Annotated in this window: 15 protein-coding genes; 10 read left to right on the top strand and 5 right to left on the bottom strand. The window is 70.4% G+C overall.

The features are described 5' to 3' along the window. Window positions 1–141: 141 nt before the first annotated feature. The 3 genes from ABZ471_RS13370 (at window position 142) to hutH (ending at window position 3,839) form a co-directional block, all read left to right on the top strand. Entirely contained in the window at window positions 142–936 is a 795-nt protein-coding gene (locus ABZ471_RS13370) for an enoyl-CoA hydratase-related protein (protein WP_359065714.1), read from the top strand. Between the two features lie 112 nt (window positions 937–1,048). Beyond that, window positions 1,049–2,200 carry a GGDEF domain-containing protein gene (locus tag ABZ471_RS13365; RefSeq protein WP_359065712.1) on the top strand — a complete coding sequence of 384 codons (1,152 nt, stop codon included), beginning with the start codon at window positions 1,049–1,051 and terminating at the stop codon, window positions 2,198–2,200. A gap of 100 nt (window positions 2,201–2,300) precedes the next feature. Beyond that, window positions 2,301–3,839 (top strand): histidine ammonia-lyase, encoded by a 1,539-nt coding sequence (hutH, locus tag ABZ471_RS13360; RefSeq protein ID WP_359065820.1) that lies wholly within the window; start codon window positions 2,301–2,303, stop codon window positions 3,837–3,839. A 66-nt stretch (window positions 3,840–3,905) separates the two neighbouring features. On the opposite strand, the gene ABZ471_RS13355 is transcribed toward hutH, so the two are convergent. Both ABZ471_RS13355 and ABZ471_RS13350 read right to left on the bottom strand, forming a co-directional pair. Then, window positions 3,906–4,691 (bottom strand): hypothetical protein, encoded by a 786-nt coding sequence (locus tag ABZ471_RS13355; RefSeq protein ID WP_359065710.1) that lies wholly within the window; start codon window positions 4,689–4,691, stop codon window positions 3,906–3,908. Between the two features lie 42 nt (window positions 4,692–4,733). After that, complete coding sequence (locus ABZ471_RS13350) at window positions 4,734–5,051, bottom strand: LAETG motif-containing sortase-dependent surface protein (RefSeq protein WP_359065708.1); 318 nt, start codon at window positions 5,049–5,051, stop codon at window positions 4,734–4,736. A 109-nt stretch (window positions 5,052–5,160) separates the two neighbouring features. On the opposite strand from ABZ471_RS13350, the gene ABZ471_RS13345 reads away from it, so the two are divergent. The 6 genes from ABZ471_RS13345 (at window position 5,161) to ABZ471_RS13320 (ending at window position 13,791) form a co-directional block, all read left to right on the top strand. Next, the gene (locus ABZ471_RS13345) at window positions 5,161–5,508 is read left to right on the top strand and encodes a hypothetical protein (RefSeq protein ID WP_359065706.1); all 348 of its coding nucleotides are present in this window, start codon (window positions 5,161–5,163) and stop codon (window positions 5,506–5,508) included. A gap of 218 nt (window positions 5,509–5,726) precedes the next feature. Then, window positions 5,727–6,974 carry an Ig-like domain-containing protein gene (locus ABZ471_RS13340; RefSeq protein ID WP_359065704.1) on the top strand — a complete coding sequence of 416 codons (1,248 nt, stop codon included), beginning with the start codon at window positions 5,727–5,729 and terminating at the stop codon, window positions 6,972–6,974. Between the two features lie 143 nt (window positions 6,975–7,117). Further along, window positions 7,118–8,578: an ABC transporter permease gene (locus ABZ471_RS13335; RefSeq protein ID WP_359065702.1), complete on the top strand. Its 1,461-nt coding sequence runs from the start codon at window positions 7,118–7,120 to the stop codon at window positions 8,576–8,578. A gap of 64 nt (window positions 8,579–8,642) precedes the next feature. Then, window positions 8,643–9,326 carry an ABC transporter ATP-binding protein gene (locus tag ABZ471_RS13330; protein ID WP_359065700.1) on the top strand — a complete coding sequence of 228 codons (684 nt, stop codon included), beginning with the start codon at window positions 8,643–8,645 and terminating at the stop codon, window positions 9,324–9,326. Window positions 9,327–9,568: 242 nt separating this feature from the next. Next, window positions 9,569–12,871, top strand: coding sequence for a S8 family serine peptidase (locus tag ABZ471_RS13325; RefSeq protein WP_359065698.1), 3,303 nt, complete (start codon window positions 9,569–9,571; stop codon window positions 12,869–12,871). A gap of 149 nt (window positions 12,872–13,020) precedes the next feature. Beyond that, entirely contained in the window at window positions 13,021–13,791 is a 771-nt protein-coding gene (locus ABZ471_RS13320; RefSeq protein WP_359065696.1) for an antibiotic biosynthesis monooxygenase, read from the top strand. Between the two features lie 19 nt (window positions 13,792–13,810). Here ABZ471_RS13320 and ABZ471_RS13315 read toward each other — a convergent pair whose 3' ends face one another. Then, window positions 13,811–14,725 carry a helix-turn-helix transcriptional regulator gene (locus tag ABZ471_RS13315; RefSeq protein ID WP_359065694.1) on the bottom strand — a complete coding sequence of 305 codons (915 nt, stop codon included), beginning with the start codon at window positions 14,723–14,725 and terminating at the stop codon, window positions 13,811–13,813. 179 nt (window positions 14,726–14,904) lie between these two features. On the opposite strand from ABZ471_RS13315, the gene ABZ471_RS13310 reads away from it, so the two are divergent. After that, window positions 14,905–15,948: an NAD(P)-dependent alcohol dehydrogenase gene (locus ABZ471_RS13310; RefSeq protein ID WP_359065692.1), complete on the top strand. Its 1,044-nt coding sequence runs from the start codon at window positions 14,905–14,907 to the stop codon at window positions 15,946–15,948. Here the strand turns inward: ABZ471_RS13310 and ABZ471_RS13305 are convergent. Beyond that, entirely contained in the window at window positions 15,915–16,091 is a 177-nt protein-coding gene (locus ABZ471_RS13305; protein ID WP_359065690.1) for an iron chelate uptake ABC transporter family permease subunit, read from the bottom strand. The two genes, ABZ471_RS13310 and ABZ471_RS13305, sit on opposite strands and share 34 nt — an antisense overlap. Window positions 16,092–16,102: 11 nt before the next feature. After that, window positions 16,103–16,471 carry an iron chelate uptake ABC transporter family permease subunit gene (locus tag ABZ471_RS13300; RefSeq protein ID WP_359065688.1) on the bottom strand — a complete coding sequence of 123 codons (369 nt, stop codon included), beginning with the start codon at window positions 16,469–16,471 and terminating at the stop codon, window positions 16,103–16,105. Window positions 16,472–16,666: the final 195 nt, after the last annotated feature.

Raw genomic sequence — 16,666 nt, 5'->3', positions numbered from 1 at the left:
GTGGGCGGTGTGGGATGAGACGGCCGGGATGTCACTCGAACGGGCGTAGAACAGCGGCGGGGGGCGGCTCTTTCCCGGGGCGGGGTACGGCTGCGATGATCGGGGCGGCAGTGAGTTAACCCGCGTTAACCGGAGGGTGTCATGAGCGAGGAGCGGTTCGGGGAGTTCGTGCTGGTGCGGCGGCACGGGCATGTGGCGGAGCTGGTGCTGGACCGGCCCAAGGCCATGAACGCCGTCTCGACGGAGATGGCCCGTTCCGTCGCGGCCGCGTGCGCGGCGCTCGCCGCCGACCGGGAGGCGCGGGTGGTCGTGGTGACCTCGTCCCACGAGCGGGCGTTCTGTGTGGGGGCCGATCTGAAGGAGCGGAACTCCTTCAGTGATGCGGACCTGGTGCGGCAGCGGCCGGTGGCGCGGGGCGCGTACACCGGGGTGCTGGAGCTGCCGATGCCGACGATCGCGGCGGTGCACGGCTTCGCGCTGGGCGGCGGTTTCGAACTGGCCCTGTCCTGCGATCTGATCGTGGCGGACCGTACGGCGGTGGTGGGGCTGCCGGAGGTGTCCGTCGGCGTGATTCCCGGGGGTGGCGGTACGCAGCTGCTGCCGCGGCGGGTCGGGGCGGCCCGGGCGGCCGAGCTGATCTTCTCGGCGCGGCGGCTGGAGGCGGCGGAGGCTGCCGAGCTGGGGCTGGTGGACCAGTTGGTGGAGGAAGGGCGGGACCGCGAGGAGGCGCTGGCGCTGGGGGCGCGGATCGCCGGGAACTCGCCGGTGGGGTTGCGGGCCGCGAAGCGGGCGCTGCGGTTGGGGCACGGGCTGGATCTGCGGGCCGGGCTGGAGGTCGAGGACGCGGCCTGGCGTTCGGTGGCGTTCTCGGGGGACCGGGCGGAGGGGGTTGCTGCGTTCAACGAGAAGCGGAAGCCGCAGTGGCCGGGGGAGTGAGGCGGCGCGGCTTCCGGTCGGCCGGGGAGGCTCCGCGGTCGACGGGGGGACGGTCCACCTGATCGCCTCACCCATCTCACCATTTGTCGGATTTCCTCCCTAACCTGGAGTGATGGGTGACGACAAGCGGCTCGCCGCTGTGGTGGCGCTGGCTCAGGGGATGGCGGCGGCGCACACCTCGCGGGAGACGTGGCGGGCCGCCGCGCTCGGTGCGTGCCGGGCGCTGGACGGGAGCTTCGCCGCGCTGTCGGTGTGGGAGCGGGAGCTGGGGCGGCTGCGGGTCCTGGTGAACGTGGGGGAGCGCCGCCCGGACGAGGAGGAGTTCCCGGAGGCCGAGGCCTATCCGGTGCACCAGTTCCCGGAGATCACCGAGTTCCTGCACGAGCGGTGGGCGGGCGGCCGCGGGGCGAACGCGTGGGTGGAGACCGCCGAGGGAACGGCGGCCGGTACCCCCGGCTACTTCCACCGGCGTGTCGCCGCCCTGCGCCGCAGGGGCCGCGGCTGCTGCGTGGTCGCCCCCGTCGTGCTGCACGGCAGGGCCTGGGGTGAGCTGTACGTCGCCCGCGCGGTCCGGGCGCCCGTGTTCGACGGGGCGGACGCCGACTTCGCCACCGTGCTGGCCGCCGTCGCCGCCGCCGGGATCGCGCAGACCGAGCGGCTGGAGGAGGCCCGCCGGCTCGCGTTCACCGACGCCCTCACCGGTCTCGCCAACCGCCGTGCCGTGGACGTACGCCTGGAGGAAGCCGTCGAGCGGCACCGCGCGGACGGGGTGGTCGTCAGCCTCGTCGTCTGCGATCTCAACGGGCTCAAGCGGGTCAACGACTCCCTCGGGCATGCCGTGGGTGACCGGTTGCTGGAGCGGTTCGGTTCCGTGCTGTCGTTGTGCGGGGCCATGGTGCCGGGCGCGCTCGTGGCGCGGCTCGGCGGGGACGAGTTCTGTCTGCTGGCGGCGGGGCCGGCCGCCGATGACGTGGTCAAGGCGGCGGACGAACTGTGCTGCCGCGCCGCGGAGTTGGAGCTGGGCGAGGGCGTGGCGTGCGGGGTCGCCTCGACCGAGGATCCGATCGGGCCGGTGCGGGACGCCCGGCGGCTGTTCCGGCTGGCCGACGCCGCGCAGTACCGGGCCAAGGCGATGCGTGCGGACCGGCCGGTGGTGGCGGGCCGGGAAGGGCCGGACGATCCCGTCGTGCGCCTTGCCGACGAGCCGCCGCCCGGACAGGGCGAGCGCGGCGAGCGGCGCCGGTTCCGGGGGCGTCGGCCGTGAGCGGCTGGGCGTGAGGTGAAGCACACGGACGGGTAAGGGGCGCTCCCGGTCCCCACTAGTGACATCAACGCATTCAATGCGTACGCTCCTGAATATGGATATGCACACTGTGGTGGTGGGGACGTCCGGTGTCACCGCGTCCGACGTTCTCGCCGTGGCACGCGGCGGTGCCCGCATCGAGCTGTCGGCGGAGGCGGTGGCGGCCCTCGCCGCGGCCCGGGAGATCGTGGACGCCCTGGCGGCCAAGCCGGAGCCGGTCTACGGCGTCTCCACCGGCTTCGGAGCCCTGGCGACCCGGCACATCAGCCAGGAACTGCGCGCCCAGCTGCAGCGCAACATCGTCCGCTCGCACGCCGCCGGCATGGGCCCGCGGGTCGAGCGCGAAGTCGTACGCGCCCTGATGTTCCTGCGGCTCAAGACCGTCTGCTCCGGGCACACCGGTGTGCGGCCCGAGGTCGCCCAGACCATGGCCGACGTGCTGAACGCCGGGATCACCCCGGTCGTGCACGAGTACGGCTCCCTCGGCTGCTCCGGCGACCTGGCCCCGCTGTCCCACTGCGCCCTCACGCTCATGGGCGAGGGTGACGCGGAAGGGCCCGACGGGGTCGTACGGCCCGCCGGGGAGCTGCTCGCCGAGCACGGGATCCAGCCCGTGGAGCTGCGCGAGAAGGAGGGCCTGGCCCTCCTCAACGGCACCGACGGCATGCTCGGCATGCTGGTCATGGCCCTCGCCGACCTGGACGCCCTGTACAAGTCCGCCGACATCACCGCCGCCCTCAGCATGGAGGCGCTGCTCGGCACGGACCGGGTGCTGGCCCCGGAGCTGCACGCCATCCGCCCGCACCCGGGCCAGGGCGCCTCCGCAGCGAACATGCTCGCCGTGCTCAAGGGCTCCGGGCTCACCGGGCACCACCAGGACGACGCGCCCCGCGTCCAGGACGCCTACTCGGTGCGCTGCGCCCCGCAGGTCGCCGGCGCCGGACGCGACACCCTCTCGCACGCCCGCCTCGTCGCCGAGCGGGAACTCGCCTCCGCCGTCGACAACCCCGTCGTGCTGCCCGACGGCCGGGTCGAGTCCAACGGCAACTTCCACGGCGCCCCCGTGGCCTACGTCCTGGACTTCCTCGCCATCGCGGCCGCCGACCTCGGCTCCATCGCCGAGCGCCGCACCGACCGGCTGCTGGACAAGAACCGCAGCCACGGGCTGCCGCCGTTCCTCGCCGACGACGCGGGTGTCGACTCCGGGCTGATGATCGCCCAGTACACGCAGGCCGCCCTGGTCAGCGAGATGAAGCGGCTCGCCGTACCGGCCTCCGCCGACTCCATCCCGTCCTCCGCGATGCAGGAGGACCACGTGTCCATGGGCTGGTCGGCCGCGCGCAAGCTGCGCACCGCGGTCGACAACCTGACCCGGATCATCGCCGTCGAGCTGTACGCCGCCACCCGCGGCATCGAACTGCGCGAGGGCCTGACCCCGGCCCCCGCCTCGCAGGCCGTGATCGAGGCCGTGCGCGCCGCCGGTGTGCAGGGCCCGGGCCCGGACCGGTTCCTGGCGCCCGACCTGGCCGCCGCCGACGCGTTCGTGCGCGGGGGCCACCTCGTCGCCGCCGTGGAGACGGTCACCGGACCGCTGCAGTAGGGCGGGAGCCTGCGGCACAGCGAAGGGGCCCTGTCGTCGGACAGGGCCCCTCTCACGTCCAGGACGTCACTTCAGCTTGGCGGCCTGGGCCTTGATGACCGGGGCCGAGACCGTGTAGGCCTTCTTGGTCATCATCGCGCCGATGTTGATCGTGGTGTACGTGGCGAGGGTGTTCCCGTGCCGCACGACCTCGGCGTGGAGCGGCAGGGCGCCGTCCTTCCCCGAGTCGTTGGTCGCGGTGAAGGCCACCGACTTGTCACCCGTGCCGGAGGACTTCTCCTCGGCGACCTTGGTGAACTTGCCCTTCTCGCCGTCCTGTTCGCCGGCGAAGCCGCCCGAGCAGGCCTTCACCGCGTCGGAGACCGACTGCAGGCCCTTCTCGGCGCCGTCCCCGTCGTACGACGCCAGGGTGACCACGGTGACGTCCAGGTCCATGGACTCGTTGAGCGCGTCCTCGAACTTGCCGTCGTCCAGGGACGTGGCGTCGTCCGTGGGGGCCTTCTTGTCCTCGGTGGCCATCTGGCTGGTGTTCGCGGCCGGTTCGCCGGGCGCGATGCCGGTCAGGGCCCGGAGCAGCGGGTCGCACTTGGCGTCGGCCGCCTTGACCTTGCTCTTGTCGGGGATGCCGCCCTCGACGGGTCCGACCTTGTAGCCGGGCACCTCGCCCTTGGCGATGATCAGCTTCTTCAGTTCGGCGGCGCTCAGCGTCTTCGCGGCCGGCTTGTCGGCCGAGCCGGCCTTGCCGTTCCCGGAGTCCTTGGAACCTCCGTCGGAACAGCCCGTGACAAGGGCGAGGGACAGCGCGCTCACAGCAGCGGTGGCGCACAGCCGCACGCCCGATGATCTCTTCATGGGCGGACTATGCGTTCTCTGTCAAAGAATCGTCAAGCTCGATTAAAACCCGAGACGTTCCCGGCGTACCGAATACACCACGAATCCGGCGCCCACGGCGAGGAAGAGGCTGCCGCCGACGACGTACGGCGTGGTGTCGAAGCTGCCGGTGTCGGCGAGCGTGGTGGCGTCCGAGGAGTCCGCGGCCGTGGCCTCGCCGAGCGCCTTCGCCTGCTGGGTGACCTGCGTCGCCGAAGCCGCCTGCGTCGTCGTTCTCCCCGGGCTGCTCTGGGACGCGCCTGCGGACGGGACGAACCACAGGGCGCACAGCAGGGTCCCCGCGGCGGTGGCGGTCAGCAACGGGCGGCGAACGGATGACACGGTATATCGATCCCCTTGTGACGCTGGCGAATTGGCCGTGTGGGGCGATGTTAGTGAAAGTCGCGGGTCACAGGAAAGTCACGGGAGGTTTCCGCCGTACGCTCCGGGCATGAGCGATGAAGAGACATCACGTTTTGTACGGCTTCGGGTGGAGCTGGTGCTCGAAGTGCACGACGAGGGCGAGGTGACCAAGGCCGCGCTGCGCCGGCTCGCCGCGGATCCGGAGCTGCCTCAGGAGGAGCGGGCCCAGGCCGAGGGCGCTGTGACGGAAGACACCGCGGAGGCCCTCGCCTATCTCGTGGACCCGTTCGACCTGGTCAGCGAGGTGCCCGGAGTGGAGCTCCAGCAGGCCTCCTGGTCCAGCGAGCGGATCGAGTACGACCCGGATTCGCCGGACTGGGACCTGGACGAGGATGATGGGGCGGACGACGACGAAGACGAGGACGGCATCGGCTGAGCGTCCCGGGGGACTCATGGCCCCGGACGGCAACCGCCGTCCGGGGTTTCGTCGTCTCAGGGGGCGCACGGGCGACTTCCGCACCACCCTGCTCCGGGCGGGCGTGGTGTGACCCACACCTGCGAACTGCGGGAAAGGGGCGAATCGTCCGTAGCGTTGATGGCTCCCCACGGGGACTCGGGGTATTCGCGGATTCGGCAACGATGGAGAAGCGTGTGATGACGGACAGTAAGCGGCGCAAGGGCCTGACGGTCGCGTCCGCACTGCTCGGCGGTGTGCTGGTACTCACCGGGTGTTCCGGCGGTGGCGACACCAAGGCCGCCGACGCCGGCGACACCTCCCAGGCCAAGGCCGACGAGGCGGCCGCCAAGAAGTCGTCCGAGGCCCAGATCACGATCACACCCAAGGACGGCTCCAACAACGCCTCCATCAACAACTCGGCCGCGGTCCGGGTCGCCAAGGGCACGCTCAACGATGTGACGATGACCACGGCCGACGGCAAGCCCGTCGCGGGTGCGCTGTCCGCCGACAAGACCAGCTGGAAGCCCACCGCCCAGCTGGAGCGCTCCACCACCTACAAGGTCGCCGCCGAGGCCAAGGACTCCGCGGGCCTCGTGGCCCACGAGAACGCCTCCTTCACCACGGTCTCCCCGTCCAACAGCTTCATAGGCAACTTCACGCCGGAGGGCGGCTCCACCGTCGGCGTCGGCATGCCCGTGTCGATCAACTTCGACAAGGCGATCACCGACAAGGCCGCCGTCCAGAAGGGCATCACGGTCACCTCCAGCAGCGGTCAGGAGGTCGTGGGCCACTGGTTCAACGCCAACCGCATCGACTTCCGTCCGGAGACGTACTGGACGGAGAACTCCACCGTCACGCTGAAGCTCAACCTCGACGGTGTCCAGGGCGCGAGCGGCGTCTACGGCGTGCAGCAGAAGACGGTCACCTTCCACATCGGCCGCAACCAGGTCTCCTACGTCGACGCCCAGACCAAGCAGATGAAGATCACGGAGGACGGCAAGGTCGTCAAGACCATCCCGATCTCCGCCGGTTCGCCGGAGAACAAGACGTACCAGGGCATCATGGTGATGTCCGAGAAGTTCAAGCAGACGCGCATGAACGGTGCGACCGTCGGCTTCACCGACGACGACGGCAAGGGCGAGTACGACATCAAGGACGTGCCGCACGCCATCCGTCTCACCAACTCCGGCACCTTCCTGCACGGCAACTACTGGGGCGCGAAGTCCATCTTCGGCAGCGTGAACACCAGCCACGGCTGCGTGGGCCTGTCCGACACCAAGGGCGCGAACGACGCGAACACGCCGGCCGCGTGGATGTACGACCACTCCCTCGTCGGTGACGTCGTGGTCATCCAGCACACCGGCGACAAGACCGTCGCCCCGGACAACGGCCTCAACGGCTGGAACATGGACTGGGCGCAGTGGAAGGCCGGTTCGGCCGTCTGACATTCCGTTCACAGTCTTTCCGATGCCGCCCCCAGGGGCGGCATCGGTGTTTCTGGGGCCGTTCCGGGGCCGGCCACAGCCTTCTCATGCTTCTTTTATTTCAGCCTTATCGAGCCATCACGGTCCGTGCCTAGCTTGCGGGCATGTTCTTCACCTACCTGAGGCGCGAACTGCGCCGCCGTAGAAAAGCGGCCCTCGTCGTCGCCTCCGGCCTCGCGTTGGGCATCGCACTGGTCATCGTGGTCAACTCCGTGTCCAACGGCATGGGGAAGGCCCAGGACAAGGTCCTGCAGTCGCTGTACGGACTGGGTACGGACATGACCGTCACCAAGGCGGCGTCGGCGTCCACCGGCGACGCCCAGCGCCCTCGCTTCCAGTTCGACGCGCGCCAGAACGGCGACGACTCCACCCAGAGCAGTGACCGCGTCATGGTGCAGGGCTTCCAGACGCTGTCGACCTCGACGGTGACCGAGGTCGGCTCGCAGTCCGGCGTCTCGGACGCGGTCGGCGGGCTGAGCCTGCAGGTCGTCAAGATCAGCGGCCAGTTCACACGGGGCCAGTTCCAGCAGAACGGCAACGGCGGCGGAGGGCGGGGCCCCGGCGGAAACAGCCAGCCGCAGGGTGAAGTACAGGGCGGCGGCGCCGACTTCGACGTCAACAACTACTCCGTCTACGGCACCGACGTCACCAGGCCGGCGCTCGGCCCGCTGACCTCCTCGAAGATCACCAGTGGCCGTACGTTCAGGACGACGGAGACGAACGCCGAGGTCGTCGTCGCCGACTCCTCCTACGCCAAGGAGAAGAAGTACAAGGTCGGCTCCAGCGTCACCATCAAGGGCGCCGAGTTCAAGGTGATCGGCATCGCCACCGCCGACAGCGGCGACTCGGCAGCCGACCTGTACCTCCCGCTCAAGCAGGCGCAGACCCTCAGCGACTCGAAGAACAAGGTCACCACGATCTACGTCAAGGCGACCGACTCGCAGAAGATCGACAGCGTCAAGTCGGCGATCCAGAAGAACGTCTCCGGTACGACGGTCACCACGTCCGCCGACCTCGCGGACACCGTCTCCGGCTCCCTGTCCACGGCCTCCTCCCTCGCCACCAACGTCGGCAAGTGGCTGTCCATCGCGGTGCTCGTGGCCGCGTTCCTGGTCGCGGGCCTGCTCACCTCCTCCGCCGTCTCCCGGCGCGTCCGCGAGTTCGGCACGCTGAAGGCGCTGGGCTGGAAGTCCGGCCGGGTGACCCGGCAGGTGATCGGCGAGGCCATGGTCAACGGGCTGGTCGGCGGCGCCCTCGGCATCGCGCTCGGCCTGGCGGGCGCCTACGCCGTCACCGCCATCAGCCCCAGCCTGCAGGCCCAGCTCGGCGGGGGCACCGGTGGCGGCGGTTTCGGGGGCGGCACCGGTGGTGGCGGCGGCTTCGCCGGCGGTCCCGGCCGCCGGACGGCCAAGACCCTGGAGGTCGCGCTCACGGCCCCGGTCAGCGTGACGACGATCGTCCTCGCGGTGGGCCTGGCGGTGGCAGGCGGCTTGATCGCGGGAGCGTTCGGCGGCTGGCGAGCGTCGCGCCTGCGCCCGGCGGACGCGTTGCGGCGGGTGGAGTAGCTCGGCGTTCTCTTCCGACCAAGCCCCCACCGAACCGCAGTCGAAGACGATCCCAGGAGCCACCATGTACGAACTAAGAAACGTCACCAAGCGCTATACAAGGGGCAAGGACACCGTCCATGCCCTCGACGGCATCGACCTGACCATCGGCGACGGTGACCGCCTGGTCATCCAAGGTCCCACCGGCGGTGGGAAATCCACGCTCCTCCAGATGCTCGGCGGCCTGGACCGCCCCAGCTCCGGCGAGGTCGTCCTCGACGGCACGGACCTGGCCAAGCTCCCCGAGGCCCGCCTGACGAGGGTGCGCAGCGAGAGCATCGGCTTCGTCTTCCAGTCCTTCAACCTCATCCCGACGCTCACCGCCCAGGAGAACGTGGAGACGGCCCTCGTACCGCTGGGCATCAAGGTGAAGGAGCGCCGGGAACGGGCCGCCGAGGCCCTGCACTCGGTCGGACTCGGCGAACGCCTGGGGCATCTGCCCTCCGAGATGTCCGGAGGGCAGCAGCAGCGCGTCGCCATCGCCCGCGCCTTCGTCAAGCGGCCCAAGGTCCTGCTCGCCGACGAGCCGACCGGCAACCTCGACGAGGGCATGCGCGACGAGATCATGGACGTACTCGAACGCCTGTGGAAGGAGCACGGGCTGACCTTCATCATGGTCACCCACGACTCCGCGATCGCGAAGAAGGCCCCGCGCCTGGCCACCATCCGCAAGGGCAGGATCACCGTGAAGGAGAACGCGGGCGCCTGACGTCCTCCAACACCGTTTACACATGGGCGAGTTCGCGGTTCTGTAACGGTGCACCCCCCGGTGCGTAACAGTTCCGGGCCGTGTTTTCTTACTGTCCTCTCATCTATTGAGCCGTCAGACAGCCCCCCGGCATACTGCGTGATCCGGGGGGTTGGCGTGCAGATGTACGGGACTGCCCCCGGTCGGGTGAATGGGGAATTCACCCCGGTACTCCATCTCCAGGGGGAGTCTTGCGCAGACAAGTGAAAAGCTCGGCGGCGGCCACTGTGGCCGTCGCCGCAGCTGTCGCCCTCGCAGCGGGTATGACCAGCCCCGCGTCGGCGAAGCCCGGGCAGCGCCTCACGGCCGCTGCCTCCTCGCTCACCGCCAAGCACCACGTCACCCTGATCACCGGCGACCGCGTCGCCCTCGACGGCAAGGGCCGTGTCGTCGGCCTGCAGCGGGCGAAGGGGCGGGAGCACATACCCTTCCAGGTCCGCAAGGCCGACGGGCACACGCTGGTCGTCCCCGCGGACGCGGCCCGCCTGGTCGCCTCCGGCAAGCTGGACCAGCGGCTGTTCGACGTCACCGAGCTGAACAAGGCCGCCACCCGCACGTCCCAGAAGAACGGCCTGAAGGTCATCGTCGGCTACAACGGTGCCGCCACGGCCGCGAAGGAGGAGGTCCGGGACGCGGGCCACCTGCGCCGCAGCCTCAAGGCGCTGAACGCGGACGCCGTGCAGACCCCGGCCGAGGACACCGCCGAGCTGTGGGGCGCCGTCACCAACGGCGACAGGGCCGCCTCGGGCATCGCGCACGTCTGGCTCGACGGCGTCCGCAAGGCCTCGCTCGACAAGTCCGTGCCGCAGATCGGCGCCCCGACCGCCTGGGCCGCCGGCTACACCGGCAAGGGCGTGAAGGTCGCCGTCCTGGACACGGGTGTGGACGCCACCCACCCGGACCTCAAGGACCAGGTGATCGACGCCAAGAACTTCACCCCCGCCGCCGACGCCAAGGACCACTTCGGGCACGGCACGCACGTCGCCTCCATCGTGGCGGGCACCGGCGCCAAGTCGGGCGGCAAGTACAAGGGCGTCGCTCCGGACGCCAAGATCCTCAACGGCAAGGTCCTGGACGACACCGGCTCCGGTGACGACTCCGGCATCCTCGCCGGCATGGAGTGGGCGGCCTCGCAGGGCGCCTCGGTCATCAACCTGAGCCTCGGCGGCTACGACACGCCCGAGATCGACCCGCTCGAGGCCGAGGTCAACAAGCTCTCCGCCGAGAAGGGCGTCCTGTTCGCGATCGCCGCGGGCAACGAGGGCCCCCAGTCGATCGGTTCGCCGGGCAGCGCGGACGCCGCGCTCACCGTCGGTGCCGTCGACGACAAGGACAAGCTGGCCGACTTCTCCTCGACCGGTCCGCGCACCGGCGACGGCGCCGTCAAGCCGGACGTCACGGCGCCCGGTGTGGACATCACCGCCGCCGCGGCCAAGGGCAGCGTCATCGACCAGGAGGTCGGTGAGAAGCCCGAGGGCTACCTGACCATCTCCGGTACGTCGATGGCCACCCCGCACGTCGCGGGCGCCGCCGCGATCCTGAAGCAGGAGCACCCCGACTGGGGCTACGCCGACCTGAAGGGCGCGCTCACCGGCTCCGCCAAGGGCGGCAAGTACACGCCGTTCCAGCAGGGTTCGGGCCGGATCGCGGTGGACAAGGCGATCAAGCAGTCCGTGATCGCCGACCCGGTATCGGTCAGCTTCGGGGTGCAGCAGTGGCCGCACACCGACGACAAGCCGGTCACCCAGCAGGTGTCGTACCGCAACCTGGGCGACAAGGACGTCACCCTCAACCTGACCAGCACCGCCACCAACCCCAAGGGGCAGGCGGCTCCGGCGGGCTTCTTCAAGCTCGGCGCGACCAAGGTGACGGTCCCGGCGCACGGCAAGGCCTCCGTCGGCCTGACGGTCGACACCAAGCTGGGCGGCACCCTCGACGGCGCCTACTCCGCGTACGTGATCGCGACCGGCGGCGGGCAGAGCGTCCGCACGGCCGCCGCGGTGCAGCGCGAGGTGGAGTCGTACGACGTCACGCTGAAGTTCATCGGCCGTGACGGCAAGCCGGCTCCGTACTACAGCGCCGACCTGACCGGTGTGGCGGGCCTCGCAGGCGGCAAGGACCTGACGCCGTACGACAAGTCCGGCACGGTGAAGGTGCGCGCGCCCAAGGGCACGTACATCCTCAACACCGCCCTCTTCGTGGACCCGCAGGACGCCACCAAGGGCATCGACTGGATCGCTCAGCCGAAGCTGACCGTCGGCAAGAAGCAGTCGATCACGGTCGACGCGCGCAAGGCCAAGCCGGTGGACATCACCGTCCCGGCCACGGGCCTCAAGTCCGAATTCGCCGCGCCGGAGTGGGACGTCACGGTCGGCGACGGCCAGTACGGCTACGGCTGGCTCCTCGACACGTACGACAACTTCCATACCGCCCACCTGGGTGGGCAGCTGCCCTCCGGCACGCTGTTCCAGCAGTGGGACGCCCACTGGTCCAAGGGTGCCACCGAGCAGTACGACGTCACCGCCGGCGGCCCGGTCAGGCAGCTCGCCACCGGCTACACCAAGCACTACAAGGCGAGCGACCTGGCCACGCTGAAGGCCCGGATGGGCGCTTCCGCGAGCGGCAAGAAGGGCTCCGTCGGCGCGGTCGGCTGGCTGCCCGGCAGCTCCAGCGCCTCCTCCATCAGCCTCCAGCAGCCCCTGCCCGGCACCCGCACCCTGCACCTGTCCGCCAAGGACGGCGTGAAGTGGCAGCTGGAGTTCGAGCAGTACGCCGGGGTCGACCCGGACGGCTTCCCGATCGACGACGCCGCCTACTCCGTGCGCGCGCAGTCGTTCACGGCGGGCAAGACGTACACGAAGACCTTCAACACCGCGGTCTTCGCTCCGCTCGTCAACGCCGACTTCGGTGTCTTCCGGGACGGCAACGAGATCTACGGCTCGCTGCCGCTGTTCGCCGACGGCGCCAGGAACGTCGGCTACTCGACGTTCGACTCGGCGACCACGACCCTGTACCGCAACGGTGTCAAGGTCGGCTCCAACGACGACCCGATGTTCGGCGGCAAGACCTTCAAGGTCCCGGCCGGTGACTCCGCCTACAAGCTGACCACCTCGGTCAAGCGTGCGGCGGCGGTCGCGCAGGCCTCCTCGCGGATCGACGCGACCTGGACCTTCCGGTCCAAGAAGCCGTCGAGCGGCTTCGCCAAGCTCCCCGTGTCCGCCCTGCGCTTCGGCGCCTCCACCGGCCTGGACAGCCGCGTCGAGGCCGGGAAGACGGTCACCTTCCCGGTCACCGTGGAGGGCTCGGCCGCGGGCCGCAACCTGAAGTCCCTCGCGGTGTACGTCTCCTACGACGGCAGGACCTTCAAGAAGGCCGACGTCCGTGGCGGCAAGATCACCGTGAAGAACCCGGCGAAGGGCAAGGCCATCTCGTTCCGCGCCAACATCGCCGACAAGAAGGGCAACACGTCGACGATCACGATCTACAACGCGTACTACGGCAAGTGAGCCGTCGGTAGCCGAGTGGACCGATGACCGGTGACAAACGGCCCGCTGGAAGCAGGTGCTTCCGGCGGGCCGTCCGTTTCGCTGAGCGCTGAGCGGGCAGCCCGCCGGAGCCGCTGCCTCCGGTGGGGTGTTCGTGTTTGGGTGGGCGCATGACGGCTCACACGGTCGAGTACATCCGTTACCGCATTTCCGAGCAGCAGTCGGCGGAGTTCCTGTCCGCCTACACCCGCGCGGCAGCACAGCTGGCCGCGGCCCCGCAGTGCGTCGACTACGAACTGGCGCGTTGCGAGGAGGAGCCCACGTCCTGGATCCTGCGGATCACCTGGACGTCGACACAGCACCACCTTGAGGGTTTCCGCAGGTCGGAGCTGTTTCCACCGTTCTTCGCGGAGATCCGCCCGTACGTCGAGAGCATCGAGGAGATGCGTCACTACCAGCCGACCGGCGTGCACGGCAGCGGGGCCGCCATCCCCTCCCTGTACGACTGGGCGGGCGGTGCCGAGGCCTTCTCCCGCCTGACCGAGGCCTTCTACGACAAGGTCCTGAAGGACGACCTCCTGGCCCCCCTCTTCGCGGACCTGGCCCCCGAGCACGCCGCCCACGTCGCCCTCTGGCTCGCCGAGGTCTTCGGCGGCCCGGCGGCGTACTCCGAAACCCAGGGCGGGCACGGCCACATGGTCGCCAAACACTTCGGCAAGCACATCACGGAGCCCCAGCGCCGCCGCTGGGTCAACCTCATCCAGGACGCGGCGGACGACGCGGACCTGCCGAAGGACGCGGAGTTCCGCTCGGCGTTCCTGGCATACGTGGAATGGGGCACGCGCCTGGCCGTGTACTTCTCGTCCCCGAACGCGAAGCCGCCGGCCGAGCAGCCGGTGCCGAAGTGGAACTGGGGGGCGATGCCGCCGTATCAGGGGTGATCGTCGGGGGTGTCCCGGGTCAGTGCGACGGCGCCGAACTGTCCTTCCCCGCGCGGGTCGCGTCCGTGCCCCAGCTGGCCAGCAGACGCAGGGCCTCTGCCGACGGGGAGTGCGGCTCCGCGTGGTAGGTGATCAGCGCCTGGTCGCCGTCGTCCGCGATCCGGAACGTCTCGAAGTGCAGGGACAGGTCGCCGACCAGCGGATGGTGCAGACGCTTGACGCCGTGGCTCTTCTCCTTGACGTCGTGGGTCGCCCACAGGCGCCGGAACTCCTCGCTCTTGACCGAGAGTTCGCCCACCAGGGCGGAGAGCCGCGGGTCGTCGGGATAGCAGCCCGCATCCATGCGCAGGGCGCAGACGATGTCGATCGCCTTCTGCTCCCAGTCGATGAACAGGTCGCGGTACTCGGGGCGCAGGAAGATCAGCCGGGCCCAGTTCCGCTCGGCGGGCGGTAGCTCCGACCAGTCGCCGAAGACGGCCGCGGCCATCCGGTTCCAGGCGAGGATCTCCGACCGGCGCCCGGCGATGTACGCGGGCACGCCGTCCATGGTGTCCAGCAGCCGGCACAGCGCCCCCCGCACCTGCTGCTGCCGTGCCGCGGGCTTCTTCTTGTGGGCCTTCGGCTTGGCCAGGTGGGTGAGGTGGGCGTGTTCGGCGTCCGTCAGTCGCAGGGCGCGGGCGATCGAGTCCAGGACCTCGGCCGAGACGTTCCGTCCGTTGCCCTGTTCCAGCCGGGTGTAGTACGCCGCCGACACCCCGGCCAGCTGTGCCAGCTCCTCGCGGCGCAGCCCGGGCACCCGGCGGTGCCGTCCGAAGTCGGGCAGCCCCACGTCCTCCGGCTTCAGCCGGGCCCGCCGGCTGCGCAGGAACTCGCTCAGCTCGGCCCGCCGGTCCAGGGGCCGGCCGGGGACGGCTGCTTCCGGCTGTTCGTCCATACGGCCAGTATCGGCCCTGTCACCTGGTCGTACGCCCGTGAGCCTGACCCCGCCAGTGGTAGGCACAGCGGTCGTACGCAAAGCTGTGGACTGGGTGGTGCGGGGGATCCGACGCAGGCTGGATGACGTACCCGGTCGGAAGGCAACCGGGCACGAACCCCCCTGAGGAGAACCCCGGCATGACCACTGTTGCTGCTTACGCCGCGCCCGCACCGAAGGCCCCGCTGGAGCGGACCACCATCGAGCGGCGCGCGGTCGGCGACTTCGACGTCCTGATCGACATCAAGTTCGCCGGTATCTGCCACTCCGACATCCACCAGGCCCAGGACGGCTGGCGCCCCGGCATCTTCCCGATGGTCCCCGGCCACGAGATCGCGGGCGTCGTCGCCGAGGTCGGCTCGGGCGTGACGAAGTTCGCCGTCGGTGACCGGGTGGGCGTCGGCTGCATGGTCGACTCCTGCCGTGAGTGCGACAACTGCAAGGCCGGCCTGGAGCAGTACTGCTCCACGGGCGGCACCGTCTGGACGTACAACGCCATCGGCAAGGACGGCGAGCCCACCTACGGCGGCTACTCGGAGAAGGTCGTCGTCGACGAGAACTACGTCGTCCGTATCCCCGAGGGGCTGTCGCTGGACGTGGCCGCGCCGTTGCTCTGCGCGGGCATCACCACGTACTCGCCCCTGAAGCACTGGAACGCCGGCCCCGGCAAGAAGGTCGCCGTCGTCGGCCTGGGCGGTCTCGGCCACATGGGCGTCAAGATCGCGCACGCGCTGGGCGCCGAGGTCACCGTCCTGTCGCAGTCCCTGCGCAAGAAGGACGACGGGCTCCGGCTGGGCGCCGATCACTACCACGCCACCAGCGACCCGGACACCTTCGAGGAGCTGGCGGGCACGTTCGACATCATCCTGAACACGGTCTCGGCGCCGCTCGACTTCTCCGCGTACGTGTCCCTGCTGCGCACCGACGGCACCATGGTGAACGTCGGCCTCCCCGAGGAGCCGGTGCAGATCGTGCTCCAGTCGCTGTTCGGCAACCGCCGCAGCATGAGCAGCTCCGGCATCGGCGGCATCGCCGAGACCCAGGAGATGCTGGATTTCTGCGCCGAGCACGGCCTGGGCGCGGAGATCGAGCTGATCCGTGCCGACCAGATCAACGAGGCGTACGAGCGGGTGCAGGCCAGCGACGTCCGCTACCGCTTCGTCATCGACACCGCCACCATCTGAGCCGCCCCCTGTGCGGGCCGCCCGGCCGCCGAGCGACCCAGCAGCCACAGCAGACAGGGCCCTCCCACCAGCGCGGTGACCGCGCCGACCGGCACCTCCAGCGGCGGCAGCAGCGTGCGCGCCGCCAGGTCGGCGGACCCCATCACCGCGCCCGTCAGCGCCGAGCACAGCAGCGGGGCAGGTACGGGGTGCGGGTGAGGCGGCGGGCCGGCTGGGGCGCGGTCGGCCCCACGAACCCGATCGGGCCGGCCGCGCCGGTCGCGGTGGCGGCGAGGACGACACCGAGCACGGTGAGTTCGAGCCGCGTACGGTCGACCCGTATCCCGAGCGCGGCCGCGGTCTCGTCGGCGAGCCCCAGCGGCTTCGCGGCCCGCGCCGCCCACCAGAGTCCGGGCAGGCTGACGGCCATGACCACGGCCAACGGCACCGCCTGCTCCCACCCCCGCCCGTTCAGGCTCCCCGTCAGCCACAGCTCGACCTGCTCGGCGGCGTCCAGCTCGCTGTCGGCGAGATACAGCTGCACGACGGCGGACAGGGCGACGCCGACGCGGCCGAGGGGCCCTCGGAGGCGCCGATGACGCGGCTGCGCTCCCTGTCGGTCCCCTCGCCGGACCCCTTCCCGGTGGACGAGGCGCAGCCGGCCGGCAGGGCCCCACGGCGGACACGGCCGGCACGGCCCTCAACCTCAACGCGCGCACGACTCGCACGCGCGATCAAT

Origin of the sequence: Streptomyces sp. NPDC005728, from assembly GCF_040630895.1 — a bacterium.
GTDB lineage: Bacteria > Actinomycetota > Actinomycetes > Streptomycetales > Streptomycetaceae > Streptomyces.
This window is presented reverse-complemented; position numbering and strand designations above follow the sequence as displayed.

Excerpts from the sequence above, each read along its gene's own strand:
- ABZ471_RS13315 (WP_359065694.1), bottom strand. The coding sequence starts at position 14,725 with ATGGACGAACAGCCGGAAGCAGCCGTCCCCGGCCGGCCCCTGGACCGG.
- ABZ471_RS13365 (WP_359065712.1), top strand. The coding sequence starts at position 1,049 with ATGGGTGACGACAAGCGGCTCGCCGCTGTGGTGGCGCTGGCTCAGGGG.
- ABZ471_RS13335 (WP_359065702.1), top strand. The coding sequence starts at position 7,118 with ATGTTCTTCACCTACCTGAGGCGCGAACTGCGCCGCCGTAGAAAAGCG.
- ABZ471_RS13310 (WP_359065692.1), top strand. The coding sequence starts at position 14,905 with ATGACCACTGTTGCTGCTTACGCCGCGCCCGCACCGAAGGCCCCGCTG.
- ABZ471_RS13305 (WP_359065690.1), bottom strand. The coding sequence starts at position 16,091 with ATGGGGTCCGCCGACCTGGCGGCGCGCACGCTGCTGCCGCCGCTGGAG.
- ABZ471_RS13330 (WP_359065700.1), top strand. The coding sequence starts at position 8,643 with ATGTACGAACTAAGAAACGTCACCAAGCGCTATACAAGGGGCAAGGAC.
- ABZ471_RS13320 (WP_359065696.1), top strand. The coding sequence starts at position 13,021 with ATGACGGCTCACACGGTCGAGTACATCCGTTACCGCATTTCCGAGCAG.
- ABZ471_RS13370 (WP_359065714.1), top strand. The coding sequence starts at position 142 with ATGAGCGAGGAGCGGTTCGGGGAGTTCGTGCTGGTGCGGCGGCACGGG.
- hutH (WP_359065820.1), top strand. The coding sequence starts at position 2,301 with ATGCACACTGTGGTGGTGGGGACGTCCGGTGTCACCGCGTCCGACGTT.
- ABZ471_RS13340 (WP_359065704.1), top strand. The coding sequence starts at position 5,727 with ATGACGGACAGTAAGCGGCGCAAGGGCCTGACGGTCGCGTCCGCACTG.
- ABZ471_RS13355 (WP_359065710.1), bottom strand. The coding sequence starts at position 4,691 with ATGAAGAGATCATCGGGCGTGCGGCTGTGCGCCACCGCTGCTGTGAGC.
- ABZ471_RS13345 (WP_359065706.1), top strand. The coding sequence starts at position 5,161 with ATGAGCGATGAAGAGACATCACGTTTTGTACGGCTTCGGGTGGAGCTG.